Source organism: Nocardioides conyzicola, from assembly GCF_039543825.1.
Taxonomy (GTDB): Bacteria; Actinomycetota; Actinomycetes; order Propionibacteriales; family Nocardioidaceae; genus Nocardioides; species Nocardioides conyzicola.
The window spans coordinates 328,626-355,346 of the sequence record NZ_BAABKM010000004.1 but is presented as its reverse complement, the minus strand read 5'-3'; the positions used below and the strand labels follow the sequence as shown (position 1 = coordinate 355,346).

Annotated in this window: 22 protein-coding genes; 12 read left to right on the top strand and 10 right to left on the bottom strand. The window is 71.2% G+C overall.

Annotated features, from left to right (window positions below):
• The 3 genes from ABEA34_RS21475 to ABEA34_RS21465 are packed head-to-tail and all read left to right on the top strand — an operon-like array spanning position 1 to position 5,313.
• Positions 1-1,173, top strand: coding sequence for a low temperature requirement protein A (locus tag ABEA34_RS21475; protein ID WP_345523719.1), 1,173 nt, complete (start codon positions 1-3; stop codon positions 1,171-1,173).
• Positions 1,170-2,492, top strand: a complete 1,323-nt coding sequence (locus tag ABEA34_RS21470) for an NAD(P)/FAD-dependent oxidoreductase (protein ID WP_345523718.1) — start codon at positions 1,170-1,172, stop codon at positions 2,490-2,492. Before ABEA34_RS21475 ends, ABEA34_RS21470 begins: the two co-directional genes overlap by 4 nt.
• Before the next feature lie 58 nt (positions 2,493-2,550).
• Positions 2,551-5,313, top strand: coding sequence for an ATP-binding protein (locus ABEA34_RS21465; RefSeq protein WP_345523716.1), 2,763 nt, complete (start codon positions 2,551-2,553; stop codon positions 5,311-5,313).
• 168 nt (positions 5,314-5,481) lie between these two features.
• Here ABEA34_RS21465 and qcrB read toward each other — a convergent pair whose 3' ends face one another.
• The 5 genes from qcrB to ABEA34_RS21440 form a co-directional block, all read right to left on the bottom strand.
• Positions 5,482-6,861 (bottom strand): cytochrome bc1 complex cytochrome b subunit, encoded by a 1,380-nt coding sequence (gene qcrB / locus ABEA34_RS21460; protein ID WP_345523715.1) that lies wholly within the window; start codon positions 6,859-6,861, stop codon positions 5,482-5,484.
• A gap of 91 nt (positions 6,862-6,952) precedes the next feature.
• Positions 6,953-7,690 (bottom strand): alpha/beta fold hydrolase, encoded by a 738-nt coding sequence (locus ABEA34_RS21455; protein ID WP_345523713.1) that lies wholly within the window; start codon positions 7,688-7,690, stop codon positions 6,953-6,955.
• A gap of 35 nt (positions 7,691-7,725) precedes the next feature.
• Positions 7,726-8,673 (bottom strand): alpha/beta hydrolase, encoded by a 948-nt coding sequence (locus tag ABEA34_RS21450; RefSeq protein ID WP_345523712.1) that lies wholly within the window; start codon positions 8,671-8,673, stop codon positions 7,726-7,728.
• Between the two features lie 30 nt (positions 8,674-8,703).
• Positions 8,704-9,561, bottom strand: coding sequence for an alpha/beta fold hydrolase (locus ABEA34_RS21445; protein WP_345523711.1), 858 nt, complete (start codon positions 9,559-9,561; stop codon positions 8,704-8,706).
• 84 nt (positions 9,562-9,645) lie between these two features.
• On the bottom strand, positions 9,646-9,975 hold the full coding sequence (locus ABEA34_RS21440) for a hypothetical protein (RefSeq protein ID WP_345523710.1): 330 nt from the start codon (positions 9,973-9,975) through the stop codon (positions 9,646-9,648).
• 141 nt (positions 9,976-10,116) lie between these two features.
• Here ABEA34_RS21440 and ABEA34_RS21435 point away from each other — a divergent pair, with 141 nt between their 5' ends.
• A complete protein-coding gene (locus ABEA34_RS21435; protein ID WP_345523709.1) occupies positions 10,117-10,659 on the top strand; it encodes a GNAT family N-acetyltransferase in 543 nt (180 codons plus the stop codon).
• Positions 10,660-10,662: 3 nt separating this feature from the next.
• Here ABEA34_RS21435 and ABEA34_RS21430 read toward each other — a convergent pair whose 3' ends face one another.
• Positions 10,663-12,390, bottom strand: coding sequence for an FAD-binding protein (locus ABEA34_RS21430; RefSeq protein ID WP_345523707.1), 1,728 nt, complete (start codon positions 12,388-12,390; stop codon positions 10,663-10,665).
• A 131-nt stretch (positions 12,391-12,521) separates the two neighbouring features.
• Between ABEA34_RS21430 and ABEA34_RS21425 the strand changes: the two genes are divergently transcribed.
• The 3 genes from ABEA34_RS21425 (at position 12,522) to ABEA34_RS21415 (ending at position 19,098) form a co-directional block, all read left to right on the top strand.
• Entirely contained in the window at positions 12,522-15,317 is a 2,796-nt protein-coding gene (locus ABEA34_RS21425; RefSeq protein WP_345523706.1) for a helix-turn-helix transcriptional regulator, read from the top strand.
• A 212-nt stretch (positions 15,318-15,529) separates the two neighbouring features.
• On the top strand, positions 15,530-16,270 hold the full coding sequence (locus ABEA34_RS21420; protein WP_345523705.1) for a sigma-70 family RNA polymerase sigma factor: 741 nt from the start codon (positions 15,530-15,532) through the stop codon (positions 16,268-16,270).
• Between the two features lie 53 nt (positions 16,271-16,323).
• A complete protein-coding gene (locus ABEA34_RS21415) occupies positions 16,324-19,098 on the top strand; it encodes an ATP-binding protein (protein ID WP_345523704.1) in 2,775 nt (924 codons plus the stop codon).
• Here ABEA34_RS21415 and ABEA34_RS21410 read toward each other — a convergent pair.
• Positions 19,079-20,005: an alpha/beta fold hydrolase gene (locus ABEA34_RS21410; RefSeq protein ID WP_345523702.1), complete on the bottom strand. Its 927-nt coding sequence runs from the start codon at positions 20,003-20,005 to the stop codon at positions 19,079-19,081. The two genes, ABEA34_RS21415 and ABEA34_RS21410, sit on opposite strands and share 20 nt — an antisense overlap.
• 92 nt (positions 20,006-20,097) lie before the next feature.
• On the opposite strand from ABEA34_RS21410, the gene ABEA34_RS21405 reads away from it, so the two are divergent.
• From ABEA34_RS21405 to ABEA34_RS21395, 3 genes are read left to right on the top strand one after another with little or no spacing between them, the layout of a single operon-like run.
• Positions 20,098-20,271 (top strand): hypothetical protein, encoded by a 174-nt coding sequence (locus ABEA34_RS21405; RefSeq protein ID WP_345523700.1) that lies wholly within the window; start codon positions 20,098-20,100, stop codon positions 20,269-20,271.
• Complete coding sequence (locus ABEA34_RS21400) at positions 20,268-20,972, top strand: sigma-70 family RNA polymerase sigma factor (RefSeq protein WP_345523698.1); 705 nt, start codon at positions 20,268-20,270, stop codon at positions 20,970-20,972. The genes ABEA34_RS21405 and ABEA34_RS21400 overlap by 4 nt, the downstream gene beginning before the upstream one ends.
• Positions 20,973-20,979: 7 nt before the next feature.
• Positions 20,980-21,306: a hypothetical protein gene (locus ABEA34_RS21395; RefSeq protein ID WP_345523697.1), complete on the top strand. Its 327-nt coding sequence runs from the start codon at positions 20,980-20,982 to the stop codon at positions 21,304-21,306.
• On the opposite strand, the gene ABEA34_RS21390 is transcribed toward ABEA34_RS21395, so the two are convergent.
• Positions 21,289-22,146, bottom strand: coding sequence for a helix-turn-helix transcriptional regulator (locus ABEA34_RS21390; RefSeq protein WP_345523696.1), 858 nt, complete (start codon positions 22,144-22,146; stop codon positions 21,289-21,291). The two genes, ABEA34_RS21395 and ABEA34_RS21390, sit on opposite strands and share 18 nt — an antisense overlap.
• A gap of 94 nt (positions 22,147-22,240) precedes the next feature.
• Between ABEA34_RS21390 and ABEA34_RS21385 the strand changes: the two genes are divergently transcribed.
• Positions 22,241-24,028: an aldehyde dehydrogenase family protein gene (locus tag ABEA34_RS21385; protein WP_345523695.1), complete on the top strand. Its 1,788-nt coding sequence runs from the start codon at positions 22,241-22,243 to the stop codon at positions 24,026-24,028.
• Between the two features lie 279 nt (positions 24,029-24,307).
• Here ABEA34_RS21385 and ABEA34_RS21380 read toward each other — a convergent pair whose 3' ends face one another.
• Positions 24,308-24,727 carry a hypothetical protein gene (locus tag ABEA34_RS21380; protein WP_345523694.1) on the bottom strand — a complete coding sequence of 140 codons (420 nt, stop codon included), beginning with the start codon at positions 24,725-24,727 and terminating at the stop codon, positions 24,308-24,310.
• Positions 24,728-24,804: 77 nt separating this feature from the next.
• Here ABEA34_RS21380 and ABEA34_RS21375 point away from each other — a divergent pair, with 77 nt between their 5' ends.
• On the top strand, positions 24,805-25,224 hold the full coding sequence (locus tag ABEA34_RS21375) for a hypothetical protein (RefSeq protein WP_345523692.1): 420 nt from the start codon (positions 24,805-24,807) through the stop codon (positions 25,222-25,224).
• Here the strand turns inward: ABEA34_RS21375 and ABEA34_RS21370 are convergent.
• A complete protein-coding gene (locus ABEA34_RS21370) occupies positions 25,137-26,441 on the bottom strand; it encodes a hypothetical protein (RefSeq protein ID WP_345523691.1) in 1,305 nt (434 codons plus the stop codon). The genes ABEA34_RS21375 and ABEA34_RS21370 overlap by 88 nt on opposite strands.
• Positions 26,442-26,721 lie beyond the last annotated feature (280 nt).

The following is a 26,721-nucleotide window of genomic DNA, read 5'->3' as shown; positions in this document are numbered from 1 at the left end:
ATGGCCACGAGAGCAGTACGACGCGTGATGTGCGCCCGGTCGGCCGACGAGGCCAACCGGACGGCGACTCCGCTCGAGCTGCTCTTCGACCTCACGTTCGTCGTGGCCGTCGCGCAGCTCGCTGCCCGGCTCGCCCAGGCGACGGTCGACGGTGACGCACCGTCGGCCGTCGCGCCGTTCCTCATGGTGTTCTTCGCCATCTGGTGGGCGTGGATGAACTTCACCTGGTTCGCCTCGGCGTACGACACCGACGACGTGAGCTACCGGCTGGTGGTGTTCGCCCAGATGGGCGGGGTGCTGGTCCTCGCGGCCGGTACGGGCAGCGCATTCGACGGTGACTACAAGGCCGTCACCGTCGGCTACCTGATCATGCGGATCGGACTGCTGAGCCTGTGGCTACGAGCGGCCGTCCAGCACCCCTCGAGTCGCGGCACGTCCCTCCGCTACGCCGTCGGCGTCGCCGTGCTCGAGGCGCTCTGGCTCAGCCGACTGGCTTTCGGCGACCACGCGGCGATCGCGACGTTCCTGGTGCTGGTCGTGCTCGAGCTGCTGGTGCCCGTGTGGGCGGAGCGGTCCGGGCCGACCAGCTGGCACCCGCACCACATCGCCGAGCGCTACTCGCTCTTCACGATCATCCTGCTCGGCGAGAGCATCTTCGCCGGGACCAGCGCCGTCGTCGCCGTCGTCGAGGACACCGCACCGACCAGCCTGGTGGCTGTGTCGGCGTCGAGCCTGGTGATCGTCGCGGCCCTGTGGTGGCTGTACTTCGCCGTGCCGGCCGGTGCCGGGCTGGAGGTCCGTCGGCACTGGTCGTTCGTGTGGGGCTACGGGCACTACCTGCCGTTCGCCGCCCTGGCGGCGCTCGGCGCGGGCCTGGAGGTCGCGGTCGCCGCGAGCGCCGGGCACACCCGCCACCTGGGAGTCCAGAGTGCGGTGGCAGCGGTCGCGCTGCCGGTGGCGGTCGTCGTCGTGATGGTCGAGCTCCTGCGTGTCCCGGACGGGTCGGCGCGCCTGCGCCCCGCAACCGTCGTCGCCCTGCTCCTGCTGGGCCTCGTCGTCGCCGGGGCCGGACAGCTCGGCCTGGCCGTCGGGGTCTGCCTGGTGGCGGTCACCGTGACCGCTGCCGTGGCGGCGGACCTCACCCTTCCCACGAGATCGAGGAGCTGGGCATGAAGAGGATCGTGATCGTCGGCGGCGGGTACGCCGGGTTCTACACGGCTTGGGGGCTGGAGAAGCGGCTGCGGCGAGGGGAGGCGTCGATCACGGTGATCGACCCGGCGCCGTACATGACCTACCAGCCGTTCCTGCCCGAGGTCGTGGCCGGCTCGATCGAGGCGCGCCACGCGATCGTGCCGCTGCGCCGTCACCTGCGACGGACGCTGGTCGTCAGCGGTCGCGCCACGGCCATCGACCACGCGAACCGCGTCGTGCACCTCATGCTCGCCGACGGGTCGGACGCCACGCTCGAGTACGACGAGGTCGTCGTGACCGCTGGTGCGGTCACCCGGGTCTTCCCGGTGCCCGGCGTCGCAGCAGGGGCGATCGGGATGAAGCGCATCGAGGAGGCCGTGGCGATCCGGGACGCCGTGCTCACGTCGTTCGACGAGGCGGCGAGCCTGCCCGCCGGACCCGAGCGGCAGCGGCGCCTGACCGTCACCTTCGTCGGCGGCGGCTTCGCGGGGGTCGAGGGGTTCGGTGAGCTGCTGAGCCTGGCGCACGCCCTGACTCGCTACCACCCGGGCCTGTCCCGTGACGAGGTCGACTTCCACCTCGTCGACGCGAGCGACCACCTGCTGCCCGAGGTGACCCCTCCCGCCAGGGCGTGGGTTCGGCGCCACCTCGAGCGACGCGGTGCGCGGGTGCACCTCGGCACCACCGTCACCTCCGCGGTCGGCGGCCTCGTCACGCTCTCGACGGGCGAGACCTTCGAGTCGGGCCTCGTCGTCTGGACCGCCGGCATCGCCGCCAACCCGGTGGTGGCGCGGCACACCGACCTGCCCATCGACCATCGCGGGCTCGTCGTGGTCCGCCCGGACCTGCGGGTCGGCACCGATGCCGAGCCGGTCGAGCACGCCTGGGCGGCCGGCGACGACGCTGCGGTCCCTGACCTGGCGGCAGGTCACGGCGCGTACGCCGTGCCCAACGCCCAGCACGCCGTCCGTCAGGGCAAGCTGCTGGCGAGGAACATCGTGGCTACGCTCCGCGGTCGGCGCCCGCGGCCGTACCGTCATCGCAGCCTCGGCACGATCGCGACGCTCGGCCTCGGGCACGGCATCTTCCAGTCGGGTCCGATCACGATCAAGGGCTTCCCGGCGTGGGTGGTGCACCGTGGTTACCACGTCCTCGCCGTACCCACCTGGGAGCGCAAGCTGCGGGTCTCGATCGGCTGGCTCGGCGGGCTCCTCCTGGGACGGGACATCGCATCGCTGCAGACGGTGCAGCGCCCGCGCGACGCGTTCCAGCAGGACGCCGAGCAGCGGAGGACTGGTTGACACCAGGCCCGTCCGGCGGCTCCGGTAGCGTCTTCCGGGAGCCGTCCCAGGAGCCCGCGTGAACGCCACCCCGTTGCCCAGCCTGGTCGGTCGGCAACGTGAATGCACGGTGCTGGACGACCTGCTCACGGCCGTGCGCTCCGGCCGCTCGAGTGTCTGCGTGATCCGTGGCGAGGCGGGCATCGGGAAGTCGGTGCTGCTGGCGTACGCCGGCGCACACGCGTCCGGCACGACGACGGCCCGTGCGCAGGGCATCGAGGCCGACATGGAGCTCGCCTACGCCAGCCTGCACCAGCTGTGCGGCCCGTTCCTTGGCGATGTCGACGGTCTGCCTGCTCCCCAACGTGACGCACTGCGCGTCGCGTTCGGGATCGCCACCGGGGACCCTCCGGACCGGTTCCTCGTGGGGCTGGCCGTGCTCACCCTGCTCACCAGAGCATCGGAGACGCGGCCGGTCGTGGTGCTGGTCGATGACGCCCAGTGGCTCGACCAGGTCTCGCTGCAGACCCTGGAGTTCGTGGCCCGGCGACTGCTCGCGGAGGCAGTGGCGATGGTCTTCACGGTCCGCGACCCCGAGGGCGCCGCCGCGCTCGTCGGCCTGCCGGTCCTGCGCCTGGAGGGCCTGGACCGGAGACCCGCCGGAGCCCTGCTCGACGCGGTCGTCGAAGGTCGTCTGGACCCGAGAGTCCGCGATCGGCTCGTGGCCGAGACCCAGGGCAACCCGCTCGCCCTGCTGGAGCTGTCGCGCGGCCGCACTGCCACCGATCTTGCCTACGGCGGCGATCCGGGTGACCAGCGGTCGGTGTCGACCCGGGTCGAGAACGACTACGCCAGCCGCCTGGACGCCTTGCCGGAGCACACCAGGACGCTGCTGCTCCTCGCCGCTGCTGAGCCGGTCGGCGACTCCGACCTCCTGGTCCGCGCCGCTGCGATCCTCGGGGTAGCACCGGATCCGGCCCCGGCCGCCGCTGCAGGTCTCATCGAGCTCGCCGAGCCGATCCGGTTCCGGCACCCGCTCGTCCGCTCGGTGGTCTACCGCGAGGCGACGCCGGACCAGCGCCGCGCCGCGCACCGCGCATTGGCCGAGTCCACCGATCCGGTGCTGGAGCCGGATCGTCGTGCGTGGCACGCCGCGCAGGCGGCCGACGCCCCGGAGGAAGGTGTCGCCGGCGCTCTCGAGGCAGCGGCGGACCGGGCCAGGCAACGCGGCGGCGTCGTCGCCGAGGCGACCCTGCTCGAGCGGGCCGTGGACCTCACGCCCGACCCGGGCCGGAGAGGACGCCGCGCGCTGAGCGCCGCCGAGGCGTACCTCTCCGCAGCAGCGCCCGGACGTGCGACGGGGCTCGCCACGATCGCCGACCTCTGCCCGCTCAGCGCCCTGGACCGGGCCCGACTGGCGCGGCTCCGTGCGCAGGTGCTGTTCGCCCTGAACCGCAGCAACGAGGCAGCTCCCTTGTTGCTCGCGGCCGCGGCCCAGTTCGCCGACGAGCAGTCGCCCCTGGCGCGAGAGACCTACCTCGAGGCGATCAGTGCGACCGTCTTCGCAGGCCGGGTGCACGGGCCACACGGAGCCCGCGCTGCCGCGGTCGCCGCCCAGACGTCCGGGGCGCCACCGTCGTCGTCCGAGGCCTCCGACCTGCTGCTCGACGGTCTGGCGACGATCCTCGCCGACGGGAGGCCCCAGGGCATCCCCGTGATGCACCGGGCGCTCGCGGCGCTCCTCGACGAGGAGCCTGTCAGCCGCGACGCGATGGTGCGCTGGCTGCTCCAGGCTCCGGTCGCGCAGGAGGCGTACTCGCACCAGCTCTGGGACTTCCGCGCGTGGAGCGTGCTCTCCGCGCGGGCGGTCAGGCTGTCTCGCGAGATCGGTGCCCTGGGCGCGCTGCCATTCGCCCTGATGTTCGCCGCAGGCGTCGACTTCCACCGCGGCGACGTCGCTAAGGCTGCGCAACGCATCGAGGAGGGCTTCGCGATCAGTGCCGCGACCGGTCACGCCCCGTTGACCTACGCGTCGTTGGTGCTGACGGCGTGGCAGGGCGACGAGGCGGCAACCCTGCCCATCCTCGAGCAGGCGCGCAGGAGTGCTACCGAGCACGGCGAGGTCTCCCTGCTCGGTGTCAGCGGCTACGTCAAGGGTGTCCTCTACAACGGCCTCGGTCGCTTCGACCTCGCGCTCGCCGGCGCCAGGGAGGGCATCGACCACGACGGGTTCAACTTCACGGGCTGGGCGCTGAGCGAGCACATCGAGGCTGCGGTTCGGTGCGGCGAGACGCAGGTGGCTGCGGAGTCCCTCCATCGCCTCACCCGAAGGACCGACGATGCCGGCACCGACTGGGCGCGTGGGGTCCGTGCGCGCTGCGCAGCGCTGCTGGATCACGAGGCGGCCGACGAGCTCTTCCGCGAGGCGCTCGTCCGCCTCGACCACGAGGGCATCGCGATCCACGTCGCCCGCACCCATCTCCTGTACGGCGAGTGGCTACGTAGCGCTGACCAGCGCGACGCGGCACGCGATCAGTTACGTCGTGCTCACGAGATGTTCGACCGGATGCGGCTGACCGGCTTCGCGGAGCGCGCCCGGCTGGAGCTGGCCGCGACGGGGGAGCGCACCCGCGTCCGGGACGCCGCGGCGACCGGGCTCACCTCGCAGGAGGAGCAGATTGCGGTGCTCGCCGCCAGCGGCCTGACGAACCCGGAGATCGGTGCCGAGCTCTTCCTGAGTCCACACACCGTCGACTGGCACCTGCGGAAGGTCTACGCGAAGCTCCGGATCAACTCGCGTCGCGAGCTTCCGACTGCACTCGAGACGGCGCACCCGGCCTGACCGGAGGTGCGGTCCGCGCCAGCCACTCGACCGGTAGCAGGAAACGGTGGCCGGTGAGGCAGTGCACCCGTGCGTGCTCGACCGGGCCGTCGGTGCTCTCGAGGGTGGCGCGCCACTCCACCTCAGAAGGTTGGCCACAGTCCGGACAGGTCGTGAGCTCCATCGCCGTCACGCGACCCGGTCGTGCTCGACGAGCTCGTGCGCGACCACGGCACGATGGTCTTCGTCGAGCGGGGCGTGGATCTCGGCGTAGCCACCGTCGACGCCGCGCATGATCCGGCCGGTCTCGTACCCGTGCTCTGCGTCCTCCCGGTCCTTCGCGACGAGCGCGAGGCAGAGCTGTCGGGTGAGCTGGAACGCCACGAGCGGGCCGAGCACCAGCAGCGTCCGCAGCACGACCACCTGGTGCTCGAACGCGATGCTGAACTGCGTCGTGACGAGGTCGGTGGCGCCGGCGGCCCAGAGGCTCAGGAAGAGCACGAGCCCCGAGACTCCGAACGCCGTCCGGGTGGGTCGGTCCCGGGGCCGGTCGAGCAGGTGGTGCTCCCGGTGGTCACCGGTCGCGCGGGCCTCGAGGAACGGCCAGAGGAGCACCACGGTCAGGAAGGCCCCGACCACGGCCTGCGGCACCAGGACCGCGAGGGGCAGCGTGCCGCCGAACGCGGTCAGGTCCCAGCCGGACGGGACCAGGCGCAGGGCGCCGTCGAGGAAGCCGGTGTACCAGTCGGGCTGGCTCCCGGCCGAGGCGTGGGCGGTCGACGACGGCCCGTACTTCCACACCGGGTTGATCGTGACCAACCCGGCGAGCAGCACCAGCACCCCGGTCGTGATCACGAAGAGACCGGAGGCGCGAACGACGACCGCCGCGAGCGGCAGCCCGACGACGTTGCGCTCGGTGCGCCCGCGGGCCGGGAACTGGGCCGGCAGGCGACGGAGGGCGAGCCGGAACCGGACACCGAGGACCAGGACCAGGAGCGCAGGCACGACGGCGACGTGCAGCCAGTACATCCGCTCCACGAGATGCCCGGGGAACTCACCGCCGAGCAACACGAACGACGCCCAGGTGCCGACCAGCGGGATGCCGACGAGGATGCCTTGCGCGATCCGGAGCCCGGTTCCGGCGAGCATGTCGTCCGGGAGGCCGTAGCCACTCCATCCGCCCGCGAGGGCGAGCAGGAACGTCAGCCCCAGCAGCACCCAGCTCCACTGTCGTGGCCGGCGGAAGCCGCCGGTGAAGAAGGTGCTCAGCATCTGGAGGATCAGCGACGCGGGCAGCACCAGAGCGGCCCAGTGGTGCGCCTGCCGGACGAGCAGCCCGCCCGGGACGTCGAACGAGATGTGGAGCGTGCTGGCGTACGCCTTCGACACCGGGACGCCCTGGAGCAGGGCGTAGCCGCCGTCGTACCGGACGGTGTCGGTCGAAGGCTCGTAGAAGAACAACAGCACGACCCCGGTCACGGCGAGCACGAAGAAGCACCCCAGCGAGACGACGCCGAGGAGCGTCGACCAGTGCAGCGGCACGGTGCGGGTGACGGGACGGAGCTTCATGGTCTCTCCTGCAGGGCACGCGGGGTGGGTGCGGATGGAACACGGGTGGGACGGCCAGCGCGTAGCGGCCGCCCCACCCGTGGATCGGCGGTCAGGCGGCGTCGGCGGCCTTGACCGCAGCGAGCGCCTCGAGGATCACCTCGGCGACCTCGGCGGGGTGCGAGACAGCGACGGCGTGCGAGGCCTCCGGGAGCTCCCGTACGGCGACCGCGCCTGCCCGTGCGGCCTCGTCGCGCAGCTCGGCGGCCGGGATGTTGCGGTCCTGGCCGCCGATCACGAACCAGCTCGGCGCGTTCTGCCATCCCGGCTGGTCCGTCGGCAGGCCGTCCTTGAGCGCCTGCTCCGTGACCGGGCGCTGAGTGCGGCCCAGCAGGCCCGCGGTCTTCACCGGCAGATCGGCGCAGAACTGCTCGTGGAAGGCGTCGAGGCGGATCGCCAGCTCGTTGCCGCCCGAGCTCACCGGGTAGGCGGTCAGCGCCTCGCCCAAGGTGCTCCCGGGCGTCCGCGACGACAGCTCGAACGCACTCTCGCCGTCGTCGGGCGCGAACGCCGCCACGTAGACCAGGCCGACGACGGCGGGGTTCGCCGCACCGGCTGCGCCGGTGATGATGATGCCGCCGTAGGAGTGGCCGACCAGCAGGACGGGACGGCCGAGGCCGGCGATCACGTCACGGAGGTAGGTCGCGTCGTTGCGCACGCCGCGGAGCGGGTTGGCGACCGCGATCGCCTCGACACCGTGGGCGTAGAGCTGTTCGATGACGCCGTTCCAGCTGGCGGACTCGGCGAAGGCGCCGTGCACCAGGACGACGACGGGGGACTGTTCGGACATGGAGGTGACTCCTTGGTAGGTGGGACGGGAGGTGGTCAGGCCGCGAGGGCCTTGCGAAGGACGTGCACGGCCTGCTCGATGGCGCCCGTGCTGGCGGCCGAGGGCCGCAGCGGGTTGAGCATCATGAAGTCGTGGATCGTCGCGTTGTAGCGGACGGTCGTGGTGCGCACCCCGGCCTCGATCAGCCGGCGGGCGTACGCCTCTCCCTCATCGCGGAGCACGTCGTTCTCGTCCACGATCACGAAGGCCTCGGGCAGACCCGCGAGCTCCTCGAGGGTGGCTCGCAGGGGCGACGCGGTGATCTCGCTCCGCCGGGACTCGTCGGGGAGGTAGGCGTCCCAGAACCAGGCCATCGACTTCGCGAGGAGGAACGGGCCCTCGGCGAACTCGGCGTAGCTCTCGGTGTCCTGCGCGCCGTCGGTGACCGGGTAGTAGAGCGACTGGTGGCGGAAGGTCACGTCACCGCGCTGCTTGGCCATGATTGCCACTGCGGCACTCATGTTGCCTCCGACCGAGTCGCCGGCGACCGCGATCCGTGACGCGTCGATGCCCTCCGCAGCACCGTTCGCCGTGATCCACTGCGCGGTGGCGTAGGCCTGCTCGATCGCGACCGGGTAGTGCGCCTCGGGGGCGCGGTCGTACTCGACGAAAACGACTGCTGCGTTGACGCCGGTGGCCAGATCGCGCACGAGCCGGTCGTGCGTGTGCGCGTTGCCGAGGACCCAGCCGCCGCCGTGGATGTACAGGATCGCGGGAAGCGGTTCGGTGCTGCCAACGGGCTTGACGATGCGGACCCGCACGTCACCGACCTCGGCCGGTACGACGATCCACTTGTCCTCGACGTCCGGCTTCTCTACGGGCTGGGACTGCACGTCGTCGAGGACCTTGCGGGCCTCCTCCGGCGTCATCTCGTAGAAGTACGGCGGGTTCGCCGTGGCGTCGGCGAGCTGTTGCGCCTCCGGCTCCAGGTAGTGCTTGCTCATCGGTTCTCCTTCTGGTGGGTGTGAGGCTCGTCAGCGGGTGGCGCGGACGGCCGCGGTGATGACCCGGGTGACCGGGGTCGGGTTGGTGAGAAGGCCGAGGTGACCACTCTTGAAGCGGGCGATCGTCGAGCCGGCCTTCTTGGCCATGTCGCGCTGCGCGGCGGCCGGGATGACGAGGTCCTGGGTGCCGATGAGGTACCAGCTGGGGATCGTGTCCCAGGCCGGGGTGCCAGACGGCTCGTTGAGCGCGCCGAGGGTCACGGGTCGCTGGGTGGCCCAGAGCGACTTGGCGCGCTTACGGGTCAGGCCGGTCGCGAACGACTTCAGGAAGGTCGATTTCTTCAGGTAGACGTCGCTGTCCGCGGTCGGGGGCAGCTGCCCCGGCACGAAGTTGAAGATCGTGGTGGGGTCGGCCACCGAGAGTGCGGACTCGGGACCGGCGAGCTCGGCCACCGTCTCGCCCTCGGCGGGCACGGAGCCGTCGACGAAGACCAGCGCACGGACGTCGGGGTCGTCGGTCGCGGCGTTCGTGATGACCGCGGCGCCGTACGAGTGACCGACCAGCACGATCGGCCCCTGGATCGTCTCGAGGAGCGCGTCGAGGTAGGCGGAGTCCGACGCCAGGGACCGCAAGGGGTTGGCGGGTGCGACCACCGGGTAGCCGGCCGCCTGCAGCCGCCGCACGACGGGCCTCCAGCTGGAGGCGTCGGCCCAGGCTCCGTGGACGAGGACGATCGTCGGCTTCGTGGCTCGGCGGTCGGCGCTGTGGGCGTCGGCGGAGGTCGGCGTCGCGACCGCGGTGCCGAGCGTGAGCGAACCGAGGAGCACGGCGGCGCGAAGGCGGCGTCGGCGGGCGATGCGCCGGGCAGCGCGGGCGGTGGGAGTCATGGTGGGTCCTGTTCTGATGAGCGACTTGTGCGGACAGGGAGGTCGACCGGGCGCTAGGCCCGGGCGTGACAACGCCGAGGCGGGTCAGGGCTCCCAGGGGGAGACGTTGTGGACGTACGAGAGCTGCTCGTGCCACGCCAGCAGGTCGTCCCGCGTGAGCGGTGACAGGCCAGTGGACCGATCGGCCGCGGGCAGCGTCGGCTCACTCAGCCGCAGCGGCTGAACGCCCACGAGGAGGAGCAACGTCAGCAGCTCGCCGACCACGTGGCGCAGTCCTGGCCGGCGGCACGTCGGGCAGCAGAACAGAAGCTCGGCAGCGGCTCGGGGCTCGTGGTCCATGCGGAGGATCGCCCTGTCCATGTCGACAGCGATCTCGTCCTCGCAGCGCGTGCAGGTCAGCAGCACCTCGGTCATCGTCATCACCTCCATCGATCGGGGACGCAAGCCCTGACCGGGCCGTGGGGCTTGTCGTGACAGGTGGTCGGGTCCTGTCACGGCGCACGCTCCCGCTCGGTCGGAGGAGGAGGTAGACGTCCTGAGACGGAGGTGGTCCGGATGTCGCGTGTCATCGAGACACCGAGGCTGGAGCTGCGTCCGTGGTTGCCGGCCGACGCCGACGCCGCATCGGCGATCTACACGCCGCAGACCGTCAGTCGCTGGCTCGGTCCGGACGACCGGCTGCTGAGGACGCCTGCGGTGGTGCGCCGGCAGGTGGCGGAGTGGAGTGCCGAGGACGTCTCTTCGGACTGCGTCGGGCACTGGGCGGTCGGCCTACGTTTCACTTCGGCCGTGGTGGGCGCGCTGACCCTCGAGCACGCGCCTCCGGGGGGCGAGAGCCTCACGATCGGCTGGGCTCTGGCGCCCGACGCGTGGGGCCACGGGTACGCGACCGAGGCGGGCGACGCCCTGGTCCGATGGGCCATCCACGAAGGCGGCGTGGACGAGGTGTTCGCGATCATCGAGCCCGACAACACCCGGGCGAAGGCGACGGCCGAGCGCATCGGCATGGAGTGGGTGACCGAGCTCGGGCACCTCGCCGACGACGGCCGCTCCCAGGTGTACCGCATCCGCCACGAGGACCTGGACTACGAGGACTGAGGGCTAATCCTGCAGCGTCGCGTCGACCGGGACCTCTCGCATCCTCGCGGCGATGTCGGTCGGGATCGGCTGGACGGGCTCTCGGCGCACGCCTTCGGTCGGTGACCACACCAGGTTGACGCGCAGCTCTGGGTCGGGATCCGGGTGATCGGAGCGCTGGTGGCAGCCTCGGCTCTCCCGCCGCTCGAGCGCAGACTCCAAGGTCGCGCGTGCCGCGAGAGCCGCCGAGCGAAGGTCGAAGGCGTGCGCGACGGCGTGGTAGCCGCTGATGTCGATGTGCACCCCGAGGTCGGCTTCGCGGTCGACCACCTCGTCCAGCCGGTCGAGCCCCGCCAGGAGCCCCGACTCGTTTCGGACGGCGCCCGCGTGCTCGGTCATCAGGTCACGGACCTCGCGGAGGAGGGCCTGCACGTTCTGGGTCCCACCGGCGGCGTAAACCCCGTCGACGTCGGCCTCGGCATCGCGGACCGCTCCGAGGGACCGTCGGTGTGCGGTGAGCCGTGCCGAGTGCTCGACCGCGGCCCGGCCGGCTGTCCGGCCGTGGACGAGCAGCTCCAGGAGGGAGTTGCCACCGAGCCGGTTGGCGCCGTGCACGCCGCTGGCGCCCTCGCCGACGACGAACAGCCCCTCCACCTCGGTGCCGTTGTCCTCCGGCCTGACCCGGGCACCGCCCATCGAGTAGTACGCCGTCGGCGCGACCTCGATCGGGTCGCGGGACACGTCGAGCCCCTGCAGCTCGAGCACGAGCTCATGGACCTGGGGCAGTCGGCTCAGGATGTTCGCCCGGGGGAGGTGGGACAGGTCGAGCCACACGCCGCCTGCGTGAGTTCCTCGCCCTTCGGCTATCTCCGTGTACGACGCCCGAGCCACGAGGTCCCGACCGGCGCGCTCGATGCGCTCGGGGTCGTAGCGGCTCAAGAAGCGCTCGCCGAGGTTGTTGAGGAGCACCGCACCCTCGCCGCGCGCCGCCTCACTGACCACGGTGCCCGCCGCGTGCTCGGGGCCGAGCAGACCGAACGGGTGGAACTGCACGAGCTCGGCGTCACGGAGCCGCACACCAGCTTCGGCCGCCAGCCGGAACGAGTCTCCCGCGGGGTCACCGCGTCGGGCCGTCGTGCGACGCCAGATCCGGGTGTGGCCACCGGCGGCGAGGATCACGGCATCGGCGTGTAGGAGGTAGCGGGACCCGTCGACGAGGTCGAAGCCGTAGGCGCCGAAGACGGAGCCGTGGTCGACGAGCAGGCGGGTGACCGAGCAGGTCGACAGGAGCGGGACACCCGCCCGCTCGGCGTACCCACGGAGCGCGTCCAGGAGCTCGCCTCCCGTCCGGTCGCCGGCGAACGCGGTCCGCCGGTAGCTGTGGGCGCCGGACCTGCGCTGGGCGATCCGACCGTCCGGCTGCCGGTCGAAGCGCATCCCGAGACGCTCGGCATCGTGGACGGCTCGCACGGCATTGCGGGCGATGGTCTGCACGGCGCGTGGGTCGGCGAGCAGGCCGCTCTCCCGCAAGGTGTCGGCGGCGTGCTGCTCCCACGTGTCCCGAGGGTCTGCATGCGCCAGAGCGGCGCTGACCCCTTCCGACGTGGGCGGTGCCGCGGTGTCCTCGACCCTCGGGCGACCGACGGCGAGCACGGCGACACCCGCCTCGGCCACCTCGATGGCGGCCCGGAGACCGGCACCCCCGGTACCCACCACCAGGACCGAGGTGGCGAGCTGGTGTTCACGTGTCATCGGGGCTCCTCGAAGGCGGCAGACGGGCGCTTGTCCAATCTCGACCGGACAGTGCCTCGATCTGTGACAGGACCGATACCGTTGCCTCGGGAGCGCTCCCGAGTCGGGCGCCCACGTCCCTCAGGAGCCTGATGAGCGCAACCCCGCTGCCGAATCTGGTCGGTCGACACCACGAGCGTGCGGTGCTCGATGACGTGCTGGGTGGACTGCGTGCGGGCGAGTCGGCGGTGTGCGTGATCCGTGGGGAGGCCGGGATCGGCAAGTCCGTCCTGCTCGAGTATGTCGCAGCGCAGGCCTCCGGGGTGACGGTCGCACGCGCACAGGGCATCGAGGCCGACATGGAGCTCGCCTGGGCGAGCCTGCATCAGCTGTGCGCGCCGTTCCTCGGTGCTGTCGACGCGCTGCCCGAACCACAGCGCGACGCGCTCCAGGTCGCCTTCGGGATGGCGGCGGGCGACCCGCCCGACCGGTTCCTCGTCGGGCTTGCCGTGCTCACGTTGCTGACCCGCGCCTCGGAGACCCGACCGGTCCTGGTCCTCGTCGACGACGCCCACTGGCTCGACCAGGTCTCGTTGCAGACACTGGAGTTCGTGGCCCGTCGGCTGCTGGCCGAGGCCATTGCGATGATCTTCACCGTCCGCGACCCGGAGGGTGCAGGCGCGCTGGTAGGGCTCTCCGAGCTGCGGGTCAGCGGCCTCGACAAGCAGGCCGCCGGCGACCTGCTGGTGACGTCCGTCGAGGGCCGCATGGAGCCACGCGTCCGCGACCGGCTCGTCGCGGAGACGCACGGGAACCCGCTCGCTCTCCTGGAGCTCTCCCGGGGGCGGACTGCTGCGGAGCTCGCCTACGGCCTGGACGCCGCGGACCCGACCTCGGTGTCGACCCGGGTCGAGCAGGACTACGCACGCCGTCTTGAGGCGCTGCCGGAGGCGACGCGCACCCTGCTGCTCGTCGCAGCAGCGGAACCGGTCGGTGACGCTCGCCTGCTGCTGCGAGCGGCCGAGCTCCTCGGCATCACCCCCGACGCGGCACCTGCGAAGGCCGCCGGGCTCATCGAGTTCGGCGAGTCGGTCCGGTTCCGGCACCCCCTGGCGCGCTCCGCGGCGTATCGGGGGGCCGATCCGGAGCGGCGCCGCGAGGTGCATCGAGCGCTCGCCGAGGCCACCGACCCCGTGCTGGAGCCCGACCGCCGGGCGTGGCATGCCGCCCAGGCCTCGGACCGACCGGACGAGGAGGTCGCGCTCGGGCTGGAGCAGGCCGCCGACCGGGCCCGCCAGCGTGGCGGCATCGCGGCGGAGGCCGTCCTGCTCGAACGCGCTGCGTCGCTCACACCGGACCCGTGGCAGCGTGGCCGTCGGGCCCTCGCGGCCGCGGAGGCGCACTTCTCGGCAGCGGCGCCCGAGCGTGCGACCGAGCTCGCAGCGCTCGCGGGCCTGTGCCCGCTCGGCCCACTCGACCGCGCTCGCCTTGCCCGGTTGCGAGCCCGGATGCTCTTCGGTCGGAGCCGGAGCGACGAGGCGGCGCCGCTCCTCCTCGACGCCGCCGCGCAGTTCGCGGCCGAGGGGTCACCGCTCGCCCGTGAGACGTACCTCGAGGCCATCAGCGCCACGGTGTTCGCCGGGAGGCTGCACGGTTCGCACGGCGCCCGAGCCGCGGCGATCGCGGCGCGTGCCTCCGGCGCACCTCCCTCTGGCTCCGAGCCTGCCGACCTGCTCCTCGACGGCGTCGCCACGTTGCTGGCCGACGGGGACGAGCTGGGTGTCCCGGCGCTGGTGCGCTCCTTCGAGCCGTTCGCCCACGAGGAGCTCACCAGCCGCGACGCGACGATGCGGTGGTTGCTCTCCGTACCGGTCGCGCTCGAGTCGTTCATTCACCACCGCTGGGACCTTCCGGCCTGGGACGTGCTCTCCGCCCGAGCGGTGCGGCTGGCCCGCGACGTCGGGGCGCTGAGTGCGCTCCCGCCTGCTCTCATCTACTACGGCGGCGTGCAGATCCACTACGGCGACTTCGCCGCGGCCAACCGCATGATCGAGGAGGCCGACGCGATCGCGACGGCGACCGGCCAGGCACCTCATCGGTACGCATCCCTGGTGCTGGCCGCCTGGCAGGGCGACGAGCAGGCCGCGACCGGGATCTTCGAGGACGCGCGGATCAGCGCCACCGAGCACGGTGAGGTCTCACTGCTCGGCGTGACCGGCTACGTCCAGGGTGTGTTGTACAACGGTCTGGGCAGGTACGAGGAGGCGCTGGCCGCCGCTCGAACGGGCATCGACCACGACGGGTACAACTTCACCGGTCTGTCGCTGGTCGAGCACGTCGAGGCAGCGGTCCACTGCGGCGAGCTCGGCCAGGCGCAGGAGTCCCTGGCCCGTCTCGCCCGGCTGACCAAGGCCGCCGACACGGGCTGGGCCCGCGGCATCCTGGCCCGCAGCCAAGCCCTCCTCACGGAGGACGACGGGGAGACGGACCAGCTCTACCGCACGGCGATCGATGAGCTGAGCCTGGACCGGGTGACGGTCGAGGTCGCGCGCACCCACCTCATCTACGGCGAGTGGTTGCGGCGCACCCGTCGGCGGGCAGACGCGCGCGACCAGCTCAGGACCGCGCACCGCATGTTCGACGACATGCGGTCCGCGGCCTTCGCCGAGCGCGCTCGACGCGAGCTCCTCGCCACCGGTGAGCACGTCCGGACCCGGGGCGCCGAGCCGGAGGCCCGGCTGACTCCCCAGGAGGCGCAGATCGCGACCCTGGCCGCCAGCGGGCTGACCAACCCGAAGATCGGGGCCGAGCTCTTCCTCAGCCCGCACACCGTCGAGTGGCACCTGCGCAAGGTCTACACGAAGCTCGACATCAGCTCGCGTCGCGAGCTGGCCGCGGCCCTCGCGGCACCGGGCGCCGACGGCGTCCAGGCACCGACCTCCGCCTGAGCGTTCCGGGGCCGCTCCCGCCCACGGACCCCACGCGGACCCCACGCGGACCCCCGTGGTGCGTGGGGGGTCGGGCCGACCTCCGGGGCGGTCACTCACTGGGGTATCCCACGTACCCACCACGTACGTCCCGTGGCGCGCTCCAGCCCCGCGCGGGCCGAGGCTTGATCCATCGCCACCGATGGGTGCCAGCCCCGAACAGGAGTCAACCGATGTCCGCGCCAAGTCTGCAGATCCCGACCTCGACCGATGCGGGGGAGAGTGGGGCTGGCGAGACCGTGGATGCCGCACTCGACGCGGCGCTCGAGATCTTCCTCTCCGAACGCACGCGTCTCTTCCGCATCGCGCACCGGGTCACCGGGGACCAGATGAGTGCCGAGGACGTGGTCCAGGAAGCATGGTTGCGCTGGCAGCGCACGGACCGTCGGGTGATCAAGAACCCCGCCGCGTTCCTGACCACGACCACTACCCACCTGGCGATCAACGTGATCCAGTCGGCGCGGCACCGTCACGAGACGTTCGCGGAGCCGCCACTCGCGGAGCTCGCCGACCCGGAACAGGATCCGACTGCGCACGCGGAGCAGACCTGTGCGGTGGAGGAGACGCTGCTGGTCCTGATGAGCCGGTTGAGCCCGGCCGAGCTCGCGGCGTACCTGCTGCGCAAGGGTTTCGAGTATCCCTACGTCGCGATCGCGACGTTGCTCCGGACCACCAGCGCCAACGCACGCCAGCTCGTACGGCGCGCCCAGCAGCGCGTCGACGGCGATCGCGTGCGCACCGTCGACGCCGATGCCCACCGTCAGCTCGTGGCCGCCTTCCTGACGGCTGCACGGACCGGTGACCGGCAGACCCTGGAGGGCATCCTCGGCCACGACGCGCGACCGACGACGCGCACCCACCAGCGGCCGCCCGTGCGACCCGGCCACCCGCCTGCGCGCCCCCGGCTTGCGTGAGAACCGGGGTTGGCCGACGCCACGTTCGCGCCAGTAGGCTCCGACCGAGAGCCATGGAGCGAGTCAGCAGAGCGCCGGGAGGACTCCTCGGCCGGCAGCGGGAGCGAGCGGCTCTGGACGACCTCATCCGCGGCGTCCGGGGCGGTCGAGGCGCGGCCCTAGTGCTGCGCGGCGAGGCCGGCATCGGGAAGACCGCATTGCTCTCGTACGTCGAGGACAGCGCCTCCGGCTGCCAGGTCGCGCGGGTCGTGGGCGTCGAGGCGGAGGCCGAGCTGGCCTTCGGCGGCCTGCACCAGCTCTGTGCGCCCTTCAAGGACTACTTCGGCCGGTTGCCCGACCCGCAGCGACTCGCCCTGGAAACCGCGTTCGGCCTCAGCGCCGGGAGCCCGCCGGACCGCTTCCTCGTCGGCCTGGCGGTGCTGAACCTGCTGGCCGAGGTCGCCGAGGTGCAGCCGCTGGTGTGCCTGGTCGACGACGCCCAGTGGATGGACCACGTCTCTGCCCAGACGCTCGCCTTCGTCGCCCGGCGGCTCCTTGCCGAGCGGGTCCTGCTGGTCTTCGCCACCAGGCCCTCGAGCGGGGGGCCTCTGGAAGCGCTGCCCCATCTCGACGTCGCCGGGCTCGCCGACTACGACGCCCTGGTCCTGCTCGCGTCGGTGACGCCCGGCCGGTTCGACGAACGGGTCCGCGACCGGATCCTGGCCGAGGCCCGCGGCAACCCGCTCGCTCTTCTCGAGCTGCCCCGTGGGCTCACGACGGCCGAGCTCGCCGGCGACGTGGACGACGTGGACGACCAACCGCTGCCCGGTCAGCTCGAAAAGGGCTTCCTGCGACGGCTCCGCGCGCTCGGCCCAGACGCGCAGCGACTGCTGCTCGTCGCAGCGGCGGAGCCCGTCGGCGACGTCGTCATGCTGCGACGTGCGGCCGAGACGCTCGGCATCGACCTCGACGCTGCTGCTGCCGAGGCCGAGGCTGCCGACCTCGTCACCCTGCGCAGCATGACGCGCTTCCGGCACCCGCTGGTGCGCTCCATCGCCTACCGGGCTGCCTCGCCCGAGCAGCGGCGTGAGGTGCACCAGGCGTTGGCCGGTGCGACGGATCCCGACTTCGATCCCGACCGGCAGGCGTGGCACCTCGCGAGCGCCGCTTCCGTGGCCGACGAGCACGTCGCCTCTGGTCTGGAGCAGGCCGCCGAGAGGGCTCGCTCCCGCGGCGGTGTCGCGGCGTCAGCCGCGTTCCTCGACCGTGCCGCGCAGCTCACTCCCGACCCGACCCGGCGTGGGATCCGCGCCCTGGCGGCGGCCTCGGCGAAGAGCCAGGCGGGCGCGTACGCCGAGGCTCTCGAGCTGCTCGACGGAGCACTGCTCACCCCGCTGGGCGACCGCGATCGTGCTCAGGCCGACCTGGTCCGCGGCCAGGTCCTGTTCGCCTCCCAGAGTGCCAGCGCCGGACTGCCCCTCCTGCTCGCGTCGGCCCACCGGCTCGAGACACTCGACCCGGACCTGGCGAAGGCGACCTATCGGGATGCGATGTACGCCGCGTTCACCGCCGGCCAGCTGCCTGGGGGAGAGGGCCTGGAGGAGGTGGCCGCCGCCGTGCTGCGGATGACCCCGGCCGAGCCGCCCACGCGGAGCGACCTGCTCCTCACCGGGGTGGCCATGGTCTACACGGACGGCTACGCGGCCGGCGCGCCGCTGGTGCTCGAGGCCCTCTCGGCGTACCGCACGGGAGGCGTCGGTGCCGCCGACCTCGGCTGGTTGCCGCTCGCGTGCCGGATGGCGCACAACTTCTGGGACTTCGAGAGCTGGTCGGTGCTCTCCGCGGCGACGGTCGACCTCGCCCGCGACCTGGGTGCCCTGGCCCTGCTTCCCTCGGCGCTCCTGCTGCGGCTGGCGAACCGGATGTACGCCGGTGATCTCGCCACGGCACGGGCACTCGTCGACGAGGCGACGAACATCGGGGACGTCACCGGCGCCGGCTTCTTCGCTCACTACTGTGCGCTGGTCGTGGCTCCGTGGAGCGGCGACGAGACCTCGACCCGAGCAGCGATCGACCTCATCGTCCACGATCCCCTGCTGAGCACCGAGGGCAAGGTGCTCACCGCGACCGAGTGGGCCGCCGCCGTGCTCTACAACGGCCTCGAGCGGTGGGACGACGCGCTCGTGGCCGCGAGGCGAGGAGCGGCGTACCCGAAGGAGATGGGTCTGTCGTTCTGGGCGATGGTCGAGGGGGTCGAGGCGGCCGCGAGGCTCGGCCGCCCCGAGGAAGCGACCGAGATCGCCCGCGCGCTCGTCGAGCTCGCCGAGGCAGCAGGCACGGACTGGGCGCTGGGGACCGCCGCCCTGATGACTGCGGAGGTCAGCGACGACGAGGTGGCCGAGGCGCACTACCGGGTTGCCGTCGAGAGGCTCAGCTCGACGGGCGTGGACATGGAGCTCGCCCGCACGCACCTGCTGTACGGCGAGTGGCTGGTCCGGACAGGCCGAGCCGCTGAGGCTCGGTCGAACCTCCACCTCGCGCACGACCTGCTGGCCCGCATGGGCGCGACCGCGTTCGTCGAGCGCGCCCGCCGGGCGCTGGCGGCCGCCGGAACCCCTGCCGCCGACCACTCGCCGCAGGCCGTCGTACGGACGGTCGACTCGCTGACGCCCAAGGAGTCCCAGATAGCGCGCCTGGCCGCGGACGGCCTGACCAACCCGGAGATCGGAGCGCGGCTCTACATCAGCGCGCACACCGTCGAGTGGCACCTGCGGAAGGTCTTCGCGAAGCTCGGGATCCGCTCGCGCAGGGACATCGGCGCCGTGCTGGTCAGCGAGACTCCTGCATAGAGATACCGGTAGTCCCCAGGTCGACGACCTCGTGCACGGCTCCGGCGAAGGCTTCCGGTGCCTCCTGGGGCAGGTTGTGCCCGGCGGCGGGCACGCGGTGGTGGCGTCGGGGACCGGTGAACCGCCCGGTGTCGGGCAGCCCCTCATGCACCGGGAAGTTGCCGTCGGCCTCACCCTCCAGCGTCACCGTCGGCACGGTGATCGCCGGGGTGAGCGACAGGGCGCGCTCCAGCACGTCGTACTCGGGTGCACCGGGGGCGTGGCCGAGACGGTGCCGGTACGAGTGCAGCACGACCTCGACGTAGTCGGGGTTCTCGAACGACACCGCGGTGCGGTCGAGCGTCGCCTGGTCGAACGGCCAAGCCGGTGAGTTGCGGCGCCAGATGACCTCGGCGATCCCGCGAGGGTCGGCCGTGAGACCCGCGCGGCCCCGCTCGGTGAGGAAGTAGTAGAAGTACCAGAAGCCCGCCTCGAGCTCCGGCTGGATCGGCCGGCCGGAGGCGGCGATGTCCTGGATGAGGTAGCCGTTCACGCTGACGAGGCCGGTGACCCGCTCGGGCCACGTCGCCGCCACCACACAGGCCGCCCGGCCACCCCAGTCGTAGCCCGCGAGGACGGCTCGCGGGATCTCGAGTGCGTCGAGCAGGGCGACGACGTCGGCACCCAGCGCCGCCTGCTGGCCCGAGCGTGGCGCCTGCTCGTCGAGGAAGCGCGTGGGGCCGTGTCCGCGGAGGTACGGCACGAACACCCGGTATCCCTGCCGGGCGAGGAGCGGGGCGACCTCGGCGTAGCTGTGGACGTCGTACGGGTAGCCGTGCAGCAGGACGACGGCCGGACCGTCCGCCGGTCCGGTTTCGACGTACGCGATGTCCAGGACGTCGGTCCGGGCGTGCTTTAGGGGGGTCATGGGCGGGGTCCTCTCACGTCACGAACCGCGTCGCGGCCCGGTCATCACGAGTGACCGGACCATGTGCCGGTTCGTGACAGGAGGAAGCAGCCATGACCGACGGAGCCAGCCCGCTGCACCGGGAGATCGACGACGAGCTCGACCGACTCCGGATGAGCGGCGACCGGGACGGGGACGACGAGCCGGAGCTCGTGCCTTTCGCGACCCGGCTGACGATCTTGCACGACGCCGTCGTCGCCTCGGAAGAGCGGGAGAAGAGCCGATGAACCGGCCGCCCAGCCCTCGGTACATCGCGCGTCAGGCCCGCAATGCCGAGCTGGTCGAGCGGTTGGCGGACGCCACGGGACGCGACCGCGAGGCCGTCGTCGAGGATCTGGTGCTCGCGAACCTGGAGGTCGCCCGGGCGGTCGCGCGCCGCTACGGCGGTCGGTCGGACTTCCTGGGGGACCTGGAACAGGTGGCGTGCCTGGCACTCGTGCGCGCCGCACAGGACTTCGATCCCAGCCGAGGACACGAGTTCCTCGCCTACGCCGTCACCTCCATGACGGGTGCCATGAAGCACTTCTTCCGTGACTCGGCGTGGATGATCCGTCCGCCGCGACCGGTGCAGAAGCGCCACACGGAGAGCCGTGAGGGCGCCGACCACGTCGCCGACGGGGTCGAGGTCGAGACGTGCTTCCGACCCTGGAGCCTGGACGCTCCGACACCGGGCGAAGGTGCACCCCTCGGTGAGACACTCCCCGCCGGCTGGGACGGGACGTGGGAGGAGTCGGAGGCACGACTGATGCTGTGGCCGCACCTGCGCGCGCTGCCACCCAGGGCACGTCACCTCCTGCACCGGCGCTTCGTCGACGACTGCACCCAGCAGGAGATCGCCGACGAGCTCGGCGTCTCGCAGATGCACGTGTCACGTCTGCTCAACCGCTACGTGGGGGAGCTGCGCGACCGGATGACAGCCGCGGCCTGAGACGCCGATGCTGAACGACTGGGAGTTACGCCAGCTGGCCGGGATCGAGGAGGAGCTGAGTTCCGACAAGCACCTCGGACGGGTGTTGTCCTCGTCGACTGGGATCGGACTCGCGTGCTCTCGCGTCCGGCGGCACTTCTATCCAGCCGGCTTCCTCGCCGGGGCAGTCGCCTACATGGGACTGGTGATGGGTGACGCGCAGCGGGGGACCGTCGGCTGGGCCGTGCTGGTCTTGCTCCTGGTCTGGATCTTCCTCGAGGTGCGTGCGACGGGCCTTAGAGGCTTCCTCCTGCGGGCGATGCAAGGCGCTTCGTCCTCATACCGCCGCGAGTGAGTCAGCCGACAGGTGCTGCGCGCCGAGAACTCCCAGGAGCTCCAGCTTCGCGTGACTCTCGCTTCCTGGTTCCGCGGTGAACACGACGAGTGCCTGTGACTGGTCCGGATCTAGCAAGGTCTGGCCGTGGAGAACCACCTCCCCGACGGACGCGTTCAGGACGCGCTTCGGTTCGCAGGAGGGGCCCGCCACCGGATGCTCCTCCCACAGCGCGGCGAATTCTGGGCTCTCGGTGAGCAGGGCGGCGACGATCGCGTCGGCTCGCGACCTCGGGCCCGAGGTCGCGGCGGCTTCCGCGATCCGCGCCACCAGGGTCCGTGAGTGTGCTGGTCGGTCCTCTGGTGGCGACTGCCTTCGCGCGTCCGGGTCGGTGAACCATCGGTACACACGGCTACGCATCAGGCCGGTGTACGCCGTCTCGTCGCCCAGCAGCGCCACCGCGAGCGGTGTCTGCACCAGGGTCTCGCCGAGGGTGTTCACGATCTGAGCCGGTGTGTCCTGCAACCGGTCGAAGACCCGCATCAGGCCGGCGTTCACGTGGTCGGCCCGCACCTCCGTCCGGGCCGGGGCGTACCCGGCGAGCCGGAAGACGTGGTCGCGCTCTGCCAGCGTCAGGTGCAGACCCCGGCTGATCGCCCCGAGCACCTGCTCGGAGGGCAGCGGCCCACGGGGCTGCTCGATCCGGGTGTAGTAGTCCGTCGAGATGCCACTGAGCGCCGCGACCTCCTCGCGACGCAGACCAGGTGTCCGACGCCGCCGGCCGCGGGGCACCCCGACGTCCTCGGGCTGGAGTGCCTCGCGCCGGGTCCGGAGGAACTCTGCGAGTCGTGCGCGATCCATGTCAGGTCAACGCTCGACGCCTCCTCGCTAGTCCCGTCAGCCATGCCCCGACCGGGCATGGTTGGCGTCCCTGCGACGTCGCATCGTTGGAGCCATGACAGACATCAAGCACGTTCATGAGACAGCAGAAGCGACTCCGATCATGGTCCCCGGACATTGGATCGCCGGGGCCGTGGTCCCCGGCGACGGCGCCGACCTGGACATCGTCAGCCCGGTCAACGGGAGGCTCGTCGCCACCGTCCCGCTCGGATCGGCCGACACGGTCGACCAGGCGGTGGCCGCGGCTCGAGCTGCTTCGCCGACCTGGGCGGCCACCACGCCCGCCGCGCGCGCCGCGATTGTGCGGCGGCTCGCCGAGGAGCTGACCGCGCGGAGTGAGGACGTCGCCCAGGCGGTCTCCACCGAGATCGGCGTCCCCATCACGTTCGCCCGCCTGGCCCAGGCCGGCTTCCCGCCCTTCGTCACGGCCGCGATGGCAGACGTCGCAGAGGAGTTCGAGTGGGAGGAGCAGGTCGCCGGAGCCACGCTCGTGCGTGAACCGGTCGGGGTCGTCGGTGCCATCACCCCGTGGAACTTCCCACTGCAGCAGGTGATCACGAAGGTCGTCCCGGCCATGCTGGCGGGCAACACCGTCGTCCTGAAGCCCGCGGAGCTCGCCCCGCTGACGGGTCCCATCCTGGCCGAAGCGACCGCGGCTGCCGGCATCCCGGCCGGGGTCCTGAACATCGTCTACGGCACCGGTCCGGTCGTCGGTGAGGCCATCGCCACCCACCCGGGAGTCGACATGATCTCGTTCACCGGCTCGACCGCCGCAGGCAAGCGGGTCGCCGCCGTCGCGGCAGGCACCGTGAAGAAGGTCGCGCTTGAGCTCGGCGGGAAGACCGCCAACATCGTCCTGGACGACGCCGACCTCGAACATGCGATCCCGGAGACGCTGAAGTACGCCTGGAGCAACAGCGGCCAGGCGTGTGGCGCCTGGACGCGGCTGCTCATCCCGGCATCCCGTCACGACGAGATCATGGAGAAGCTCGTCGCAGCGGCTAAGGAGTACACGCTGGGCGACCCCTCCGACGAGGACACCCGGCTCGGACCGGTCGCCTCCGAGGCCCAGTGGCAGCGGGTGAATGGCTACATCGAGCAGGGCCTCGCCGAGGGTGCCGACCTCGTGTTCGGCGGCCCCGGTCGCGTGGAGGGCCTGGAGCAGGGCGCCTTCATCCGGCCCACGATCTTCGCCAACGTCGAACCCGACTCGACGATCGCGCAGGAGGAGATCTTCGGCCCGGTCCTCAGCGTCATCGACTACGACGATGACGACGACGCGGTCCGGATCGCGAACGGGACCCAGTACGGCCTCACCGCCTCGGTGTTCGGTACGCCGGACCGTGCCCTCGCGATCGCGCGTCGCCTCGAGGTCGGCCAGGTCCACGTCAACGGCGCCTCGTTCACCCCGCTCGCCCCGTTCGGCGGCCGGAAGCAGTCGGGGCGGGCCGGGAGATGGGCAAGGCCGGCCTCGAGGAGTTCACGGAAGTCAAGGCGATCCTGGTCTGACCCTCTCGCGGATGTCACGCGCCTGCCTCGCTGCCGGTCGGTACATGTACGACCGGCAGTGGAGGGGGAAGACAGTGACAGGGACGACGGAACTGCTCGTGTGGTTCATAGCGAGCGCCGTCGGCGTCCCGGTCGTGATCGGTCTGGGGCTGTGGCGAGCGATCAGGGCGAACGAACCGTCGCGCAACGGACCGCCCCCGGACGACCCATGGTCATCCGGGGGCGAAGTGCGTTGAACAGTCGTGGCGGCCTCTGGTTGCGGCGGGCGCGCCCATCTCGCCTCAGGTCTTTCGATGGCCCAGACGCGGTGAAATGGGGCACACACGGCACATGAGTGCGTTCGTTTGCGGTGCGGCCCCAGCCGTTCTGTTCAGTGGTTCTGCGGCGGCGGTCTTCGCTCTAGCGTCCACGAGCCCCGGTGGTTACGTGCAGTAGGAGTCGGCGTCGCGTGAGCATTAGGGGCTCGAGGTCCAAGGTCGCCGGACGTGGCGGACTGCGCCGTGGAGGGGCGTGCGCTTTTGCAGTTGCTACTCGGGCGACAAAGAGCGGTGGTTCCGGGAGATCTGGGACCGCGTTGTCGACCTCAATAACGCCGGGTGGCGGCGACTCGGCTCTAGAACGGGTATTCGACCTGCGGCGTGGCGCGGACCGGGTCAGCGAACTGCTCGTCGCTGAGGGCAGGTCCATCGATGCCATAGTCAGGATCGTCGTAGATATCAAACCCGCCTCCTCCACTAGGAACGAACCGGAAACGGGGGCTCACGAGAGCGCTCGCGGGAAGGATGAACCGTCGGATGAACGGGTCGGACTCAGCTTCGAGGCGCACGTATGCGCGGCCAATGGGGCCGTTGACGTACTTCGGTCCTGTCCCGTGTGGGTTGAATAGCATGTCGACGATGCCCGCGAGGAGACGGATCGCCTGGAGGGCGGCGTCGCGCGCGTCGCCAGTGTCGAGGTCGGTGTTGTAGTGCACGGTCCGGTTCCGCGCCGTCTTGAGCGCCTTGAAGTCCCGTTTGACGTCGTTGGCGAGCACGCCCCACCCCTCGAGGGCGTGGATGCATCTATCCCACCGGTCGAAGGTGTCTCGGTCGGCGACGTGCTCTGTCGCGGATGGTCGGCGTAGTCACCGCGGAGCGTGAGGACGAGGTGATTCAAGATGCGTTCGCCGAGCGCGCCGGCGCCGACGAGCGCCGGGTAGTAGGTGCCGAACGTGAATGCATCCCTGACCTGGTTGAGGTACTCGTTGTGGAGTGGGACGACCGACCAGGGCGCCGGACCGAGATCGACGAAGTCCTGCAACTTCTGCTCGTAGTTCGCAACACCGAACTGATGGATGAGCTGCTCGCGAAGCCTCGACTTGTTGTTCCGGTTCAGCTCAGCCGTTTGGGTTTCAACCTCGGGGCCGTCGGCGAAGTCGAACAGCATGGCGCGGGTGTCGAACGTCATCGCGATGGGGGTGTACCTCCTGGCCCCATCTTCGGGTCCGCGCGCACGCCCGAGCTCGTCGACCTGGACCACTGCCACGTGTGAAGTGTCGCCGATGCCGCCGACAGCGGTGGCGAGTTGGGGTTACCGGCGTCTCCATGCGTCGGGGCGCGCCAGGGGCTCTGATACACGTACCCGGTGAGTACCTCGGAAGACGAGGCGTGCATGTCGACAAGTCGCCGCAGCGGGTCGCGGGGGAACGGCACGTCGGCCGGATCTGGCGTCGCGACGTCCTCGCGCTGTCCGTCGCGCAGGAGACGGAAGGCGGCCTGATTCCGGGCTTGGTTGAAGTCCCACGGGTGCGGGTTGGTGCCGATGAACCAGAAGTGGTCGGTCGCTCGTCTGGCGAAATCTAGGTCGTCGTTGAGGCTGTCGGTCTCGCCCAGCGTGACGTCGGTGCGGCTCGCCAGCCCGGCGGCGAAATTCACGAGCTCGAGCATGGCGAGGGTGACGACATAGAGAAGGACGAGCTCGCTCGCGTAGTGGTCATAGTGTGGCGTGCTTCCGTCGCGGCTGTCGCCGTAGAGCCTCCGGTGGGTGTGCGAGACCGGGTGGGCGTACGCGGACAGGAAGCGGTAATGAACGCCGAGCCGCCCGACGTCGGCCTCCTCGGCCAGGTCGTTGACCGCAAGATTGTCCAGCAGGGCCGACCACGTCAGGTACGTGCGCCACCTGGCTTCGTTCTCCCGGGCGAGCGCTCGCAGCTCCTGACGGCCGAACCCGACCTCGTCATCCCTGGCTGTGTCGCTCGCTCCGCCGACTGGGCGCCCGATGCTGCCGTCGTATTCCTCAAGGAGGAAGTAGTAGATGCTGAGCCGTTCCCGGTTTCCCTGGTCGTCCGGGTTCGTATAGATCCCCTCCCGGCAGATCCTGACGTCGCCCCTCTTCGTCCGCGTCCACTTAACGATGTATGCGGTCCACTCGGCGCCGGCCTCGCGGTCGGCCTGCCACTGCTCCCACGTCCCAGTCGAGATGCCGCGGACGTTCTGGACCCAGGTACGGCCACGGAAGAGCAGTGCATCCAGGACGACGTGCTCAATGCTGGTGCGTGTGACGGCGAGCGCGGGCGCATACAGATGTTGGTCGACCAACTTGACGGCACCTTCGAGGTGAAGAGCAAGGTTGGCGGCCCTGTCGGCCTTGTCCGCGAACTCCATCAGGTAGGTGTCGCCGAACTCGAGGTTGACGCGTAGGTCGCGAAGCCGGGTGTGCAGGCGCGTCCACGCGGCGCGAAGGAGTCTGTGGTCGTCGTCACCGGTCACGACCCCACCCTGCCGCACAACCCGAGGACTCGCTCGGTTCCACACCTGTGGTGTCTAAGCCGCGGCCCGAGCTCGATCGGGTCGATGGTGGAATCGCTGGCGACTCGTGAACCCGTCAAGAAGACGCGCGGCTCGGCAGGCCGCGGGGAACATGGATATGACGCCGAGCAGCTCGCGGCCACCCTGCAAAGGCCTCAAGGGCTGAGTGATCACGGGGTCCTGCACAATGGCAGATCAGTGTGTCCGACACGCGGCGGGATGCCGCACCTCGGATCCGCGC